We start from the raw sequence: 5,531 nt of genomic DNA, 5'->3' as shown, positions 1-5,531 counted from the left end.
TGCCGCCATGCGCAGGTTCGAATCCTGCCGCCCCAGCCATAATGTATTGAAATAATTGAATTTATTTCGTTTCGTTCGCGATACGTTGCCAATTGCCGTGCCAAATGGCGCAATCTCGCCATTGCGACTTGTCGGTGTTTGGGAGCCGACTTGGCAAATGGGGTATGCGCGGGCGCGCCGCGGACTGCACTGATTGAGGCGTTCTAGCGCTTCATCCGATCTGACAGGATCGTTGAGGATTCCCTTGGGCCTGGAAATCCGATTCAACATGCTAGCTGGACGAGGAGGCCAGCCTGGCATGACAAGGTCGATTTCGGAGGCACTTCGTTTTCGGGTTGTCGCGGCGGTTGATGGCGGGCTGTCGCGGTGCGCGGCAGCCGAATGTTTCGGCTGCAAGCGCCGTCGCTGGGTTCGAGAATGGCCAGAGACTGGTTCGACGCGGATATGGGCTGACGATCAGCCGAGAAGATGGCTGCGATGGTCGAATTTTGCCGGAAACCTGCAAGGCCGTGCGAAGACAATACGGGCGGGCACTCTCCCGAAGCGGTAATACCTTCTAATCGCAAACCGGACTTTATCGCCCCTGCCATCCCGCGCCGCCATGCTAGTTTCGGCGCAGGATCGGGGCGCCGCGCGGTGCGAGGCGGCGGTCGAGACAGTGAGAATGAGGCGCCGGCGAGGATGAACGCAGCGACGATCGATCCAGACAGGAAGCGCCCGATCCCCCCGGACGAAACCGGGCTGGTGGCGCTCGCGACCCTGCTCGCCATGCACTATGTCGTCGTCGATCCCCAGGTATTGCGGCAGGAGCTGGGGCATTCAAATCCACTGGACAGCAAGGATCTGCTGCGCCTTGGCAAGCGTCAGCCCGGCGTGCGCGCACGCAGCGTTCGGGCCGATTATGATCGCCTGCAGCGTCTGTCGCTACCGGCGCTCGCGCAAGCGGCCAATGGGCAATGGTTCATCATGGGCAGGATCAAGGAGCATGGCGTCCTGATCCAGCGGCCCGGGCATCCTGTGGAGACGCTGGATCGGGCAGCGCTGGATGAAATCTGGTCCGGAGAGCTGATCCTGCTTGCCACCCGCGCCGGCACCGGCGGTGAGATGAAGCGGTTCGACATAAGCTGGTTCATTCCCCAGATTGTGCGTTACCGCCGCCTGGTGGGCGAGGTTCTGCTCATCACCTTGTGCATCAATCTCCTGGGGCTTGCCGCGCCGCTCTTTTTCCAGAATGTCATCGACAAGGTGCTGGTCCATAATACGCTGGCCACCCTGCAGGTGCTGATGCTGGGCTTCGTGCTGGTGTCCTTCTGGGAAGTGGGGTTTGGCTGGTTGCGGACCCGCCTCTATTCGGAGACCTGCCAGAAGATCGATGTCGAACTGGGCGTGCGCCTGTTCCGCCATGTGCTGCGCCTGCCATTGACCTATTTCGAGGGGCGGCGTGTCGGCGATACGGTGATGCGCGTCCGACAGCTGGAGGCGATCCGCGAATTTCTGACCAATGCCTCGCTGTCGGTGCTGATCGATCCGGCGTTCACCCTGGTCTTCCTTCTGGCCATGTGGCTTTATTCGCCGCTGCTGACCGGGATCGTGTTGCTCACCATACCGGCCTATGTCGCGGTCTCGATCATGGTGACAGGGCCGCTGCGTCGGCGCCTTGCCGAGAAATTCGATCGAGGCGCAGCCAATAATGCCCTGCTGATCGAAAGCATATCGGGCATGCAGACGATCAAGGCGGCGGCTGTCGAGCCGCAATGGAATCATCGCTGGGAATTGCAGCTGGCGGCTTACAGCACGTCCAATCAGCGCGCGATCAACCTTGCCAACAACAGCAGCCAGCTGGTTCAGCTCATCTCGAAGCTGGGGGCGGCGACGATCCTGTTTTTCGGGGCAGGGCAGGTGATCGCGGGCACGATGACGGTGGGGGCGCTCGTCGCCTTCAACATGTTTGCCCAACGCGTGTCTTCTCCGGTCATCCGCATGGCGCAATTGTGGCAGGACTTTCAGCAGGTCCGGCTGTCGGTGGCGCAACTGGGGCTGGTGCTGGATGCGCCGATCGAGCGGATCGGATCCTCGCGGACGACGCTGCCGTCGATCAGAGGCAATATCCGCTTCGAGGGCGTCCGCTTCCGCTATGGCGATGAAGGCCCCTGGACGCTGGAGAATATCGATTTGGGCCTGCCTGCAGGCGGGACTTTGGGCATCGCCGGATCCTCGGGCTCCGGCAAGTCCACACTCGCCAAGCTGCTTCAGCGCCTCTACCTCCCGGCAGCCGGGCGCATCCTGATCGATGATATCGACATCGCACAGATCGATCCGACCTGGCTGCGACGCCAGATCGGCGTGGTCCTCCAGGAAAATCTGCTGTTCAACTGCACCCTGCGTGAAAATATCGCGCTTTCCAGCCCGATCGCGCCTTTGTCGGAGGTGATGTCCGCCGCCCGGCTGGCCGGTGCCCATGACTTCATCATGGGGTTGCCGCTCGGCTATGACAGCATGATTGAAGAACGTGGCGTCAATTTATCGGGTGGCCAGCGCCAGCGGATTGCGATTGCCCGCGCGTTGATGAGCAAGCCCCGTATCCTGATCTTCGATGAGGCGACATCGGCGCTCGATGCCGAGAGCGAGGAGATCGTGCAGGCCAATCTCAAGGCGATGGCCGCGGGACGCACGGTCATCATCATTGCCCATCGCCTGTCCGCGATCCGGGATTGCGACAGCATCGTCACGATGGAACAGGGCCATATCGTCGAGCGCGGATCGCATGAGGAACTGATCGCCCGCAATGGCCGCTATGCCAAACTCTATCGGACCCAGACGCGGACCGGCATGGCGCGGGCGGTATGATGGGCGCGCAGGGCATATGGGCGACGGGCCGGCAGGCATGGCGTGACGAACGGGCGCGGGCGCGCACGCTGGTTCGATCCGAGGAGGTCGATTTCCTGCCCGCGGCTATCGAGATCGTCGAACGGCCGGTGTCGCCCACGGCGCGCTATACGGCTTGGGTGCTGATGCTGGGGCTGGCCGTCGGCCTGTTGTGGCTGATATTCGGCCAGATCGATGTCGTGGCTTCGGCCCCCGGACAGTTGATCCCGGCCGATAATGTGAAGCTGATACAGCCTGCCGATGCGGGGGTGGTTCGCTCCATATTGGTGCGGGACAACCAGTCGGTTCATGCCGGCCAGGCGCTGCTCGAACTGGACCCGACCGTGTCCTCGGCCGATGCGATCCAGGCGCGTAGGGCACTGGAAGCGGCCGAGCTGGATGCGGCACGGGGGCGGGCCATGCTGTCCTCGCTCGACGGCCACGGCCTGCGCTTCGTGCCGCCGCCGGGCACCTCGCCGGAAATGACGGAGCTGCAGATCGCACTCGCCCGGGCGCAGCTGGAGGGCATCATGGGCGAGACCGGAGCGCATGATGCCGACCGGCAGGCAGCCTCGGCCACCTATGCCGAAGCGACATTGTCGGCCACCAAGCTGGCGGAAACCCTGCCGTTGGTGGACGAACAGATCGAAGCCAACCAGAAATTGCTCGCCAAGGGCTATGTCTCCAAATTGCGCGTGATCGAGATGCGCCGACAGCGGCTTGGCTTGGCTCGGGATCGGCAGATCGCGCTCGAAACCGCGGCCAAGGCGCGCGCGCAGATGGCACAGGCGAGTGCCAGCCGTACCCAGTCCGTCGGGACAAGCCGGGCGAGGATATTGGAGGATCTGACCAAGGCCGAGGTGGAGGCACGCTTGCGTCGCGAGGAGATGGTCAAGGCCAGTCGGCGCTCTGCCCTGCAGCGGCTGGTCAGCCCGATCGATGGCACGGTCGCCCAGCTGTCGGTTCACACGGTGGGCGGGGTTGTGGAAGTCGGAAAGCCGCTGATGCTGATCGTCCCGGCGCGCGGGCAACTGGTGGCTATGGTCAAGATATTCAACAAGGATATCGGTTTTGTGCGCGCCGGACAGGATGTGGGCGTCAAGCTCGCGGCTTTTCCCTTCACACGCCATGGCGTGGTCGAGGGGCGGATCGAAAGCATCAGCACCGATGCGGTCGAGGACGAAAAGCTCGGCCTCGTCTATACCGCCAGGATTACGATGGACCGTCAATGGCATACCCGCGACGGTCGGCTGGTCCAACTGGTACCGGGTATGGAGGTAACGGCCGATATCCGCACCGGTCGGCGCAGCGTCGGCTCCTATCTGCTGAGCCCGCTCCAGGCGGTGCGTGACGAAGCGGGACGGGAACGGTGAGCGCCGCTCCGGCCGCGCGGCCATGCCATGTCCTGTTCGTGATCGCGGGACTGGGCGCGGGCGGTGCAGAACGCGTTGTCAGCCTTATCTCCTCCGCCTGGGTTGCCCGCGGCTGGCGGGTGACGATCATGGCCTTCGATCGGCCACAGGATCCTGTCTATCACCGCTTCGACCCCGCAGTGGAAATCCGGCGCTTTGACATTCCGCCCGGACGCAACCCCGCTTCGACCCTGATGGCGCAGGGGCGGCGCATTCTTGCTATCCGCCGGCAACTGAAGGACGCGCGGCCCGATGTCGTGATCTCGCTCCTGACCAAGATCAACGTCCTCACGCTGACGGCGGCGATCGGCACCGGACGGAAAATCATCGTCTCGGAGCGGAATAATCCCCGTGCGCAGAATGCCAATAATGCCTGGAATGCGCTGCTGGCACAGCTGTATCCGCGGGCGGCGGGGATCGTGATGCAGACCCGGGCCAGCCTGGACTGTCTGCCTCAGTCGGCGCGGTCGCTTGCGCGCGTCATCCACAACCCGATCGAGGCCATCGCACCGCCTGCCTCGGCGGCTGGTGCGCAGCGGGTCCTGGTGGGTGTCGGGCGGTTGACTCACCAAAAGGGGTTCGATCTCCTGATCGAGGCCTTTGCCAAGGTCGCGCGCCTGCATCCGGACTGGAACCTGCGTATCTGGGGAGAGGGGGAAATGCGCGGCATGCTGGAACGGCAGGTCGCCTCACTTGGTCTTTCCCATCGTATCGAACTACCCGGAAAGAGCGAAACGCCGGGCGGTTGGTTGGCCAAGGCGGATGCGATGGTCCTGTCGTCCCGCTATGAAGGCTTTGCCAATGTTCTGGGCGAAGCGATGGCGGCGGGCTTGCCGGTCGTCGCCTTCAATTGCGATTTCGGTCCTGCGGAAATGGTCGATAATCTCGTCGATGGCCTGCTCGTGCCCGACGGCGATGCCGGCGCGCTGGCGGCCGCACTCGACCGGATCATGGGAGATGCTGCGCTGCGCATGCGCCTCGGCATCGCGGCCCGGCAATCGGCAACCCGTTTCGCGTCGCCGGCGATCATCGAACAATGGGACAGGCTGGTCGACGATGTGCGCGCTGTCGCTGGCGCCTAGCGCGTAGACTCATTACGCACTGCACCAGATGCGCACGCAGATGAGCTTGATGGCTGCGAGGAAGTTGGCAGGGTCTTTGTCATAGCGGGTGGCGATGCCACGGAACTGCTTGATGCGGTTGAAGAATCGTTCGACGAGGTTTCGCTGTTTGTAGAGCCACGGCGAGAAGGCG

General features: G+C 63.3%; 5 protein-coding genes. 3 read left to right on the top strand and 2 right to left on the bottom strand.

Annotated features, from left to right (window positions below):
• The coding region (locus tag CG471_RS31055) for a hypothetical protein (protein WP_218964298.1) at window positions 1-270 on the bottom strand (270 nt) is incomplete at its 3' end.
• A gap of 411 nt (window positions 271-681) precedes the next feature.
• On the opposite strand from CG471_RS31055, the gene CG471_RS28780 reads away from it, so the two are divergent.
• From CG471_RS28780 to CG471_RS28770, 3 genes are read left to right on the top strand one after another with little or no spacing between them, the layout of a single operon-like run.
• Entirely contained in the window at window positions 682-2,847 is a 2,166-nt protein-coding gene (locus CG471_RS28780; protein WP_099234542.1) for a type I secretion system permease/ATPase, read from the top strand.
• Complete coding sequence (locus tag CG471_RS28775) at window positions 2,844-4,238, top strand: HlyD family type I secretion periplasmic adaptor subunit (RefSeq protein WP_257211729.1); 1,395 nt, start codon at window positions 2,844-2,846, stop codon at window positions 4,236-4,238. Before CG471_RS28780 ends, CG471_RS28775 begins: the two co-directional genes overlap by 4 nt.
• Complete coding sequence (locus CG471_RS28770) at window positions 4,235-5,359, top strand: glycosyltransferase family 4 protein (RefSeq protein WP_099234541.1); 1,125 nt, start codon at window positions 4,235-4,237, stop codon at window positions 5,357-5,359. Before CG471_RS28775 ends, CG471_RS28770 begins: the two co-directional genes overlap by 4 nt.
• A 12-nt stretch (window positions 5,360-5,371) precedes the next feature.
• Here CG471_RS28770 and CG471_RS28765 read toward each other — a convergent pair.
• A partial coding sequence (locus CG471_RS28765; RefSeq protein ID WP_143560160.1) for a transposase occupies window positions 5,372-5,531 on the bottom strand: 160 nt, incomplete at its 5' end.

Origin of the sequence: Sphingobium sp. IP1 (assembly GCF_002708645.1) — a bacterium.
Taxonomy (GTDB): Bacteria; Pseudomonadota; Alphaproteobacteria; order Sphingomonadales; family Sphingomonadaceae; genus Sphingobium; species Sphingobium yanoikuyae.
Note: the sequence above shows the minus strand (reverse complement) of the source record. Positions and strands in the feature narration are given on the sequence as shown.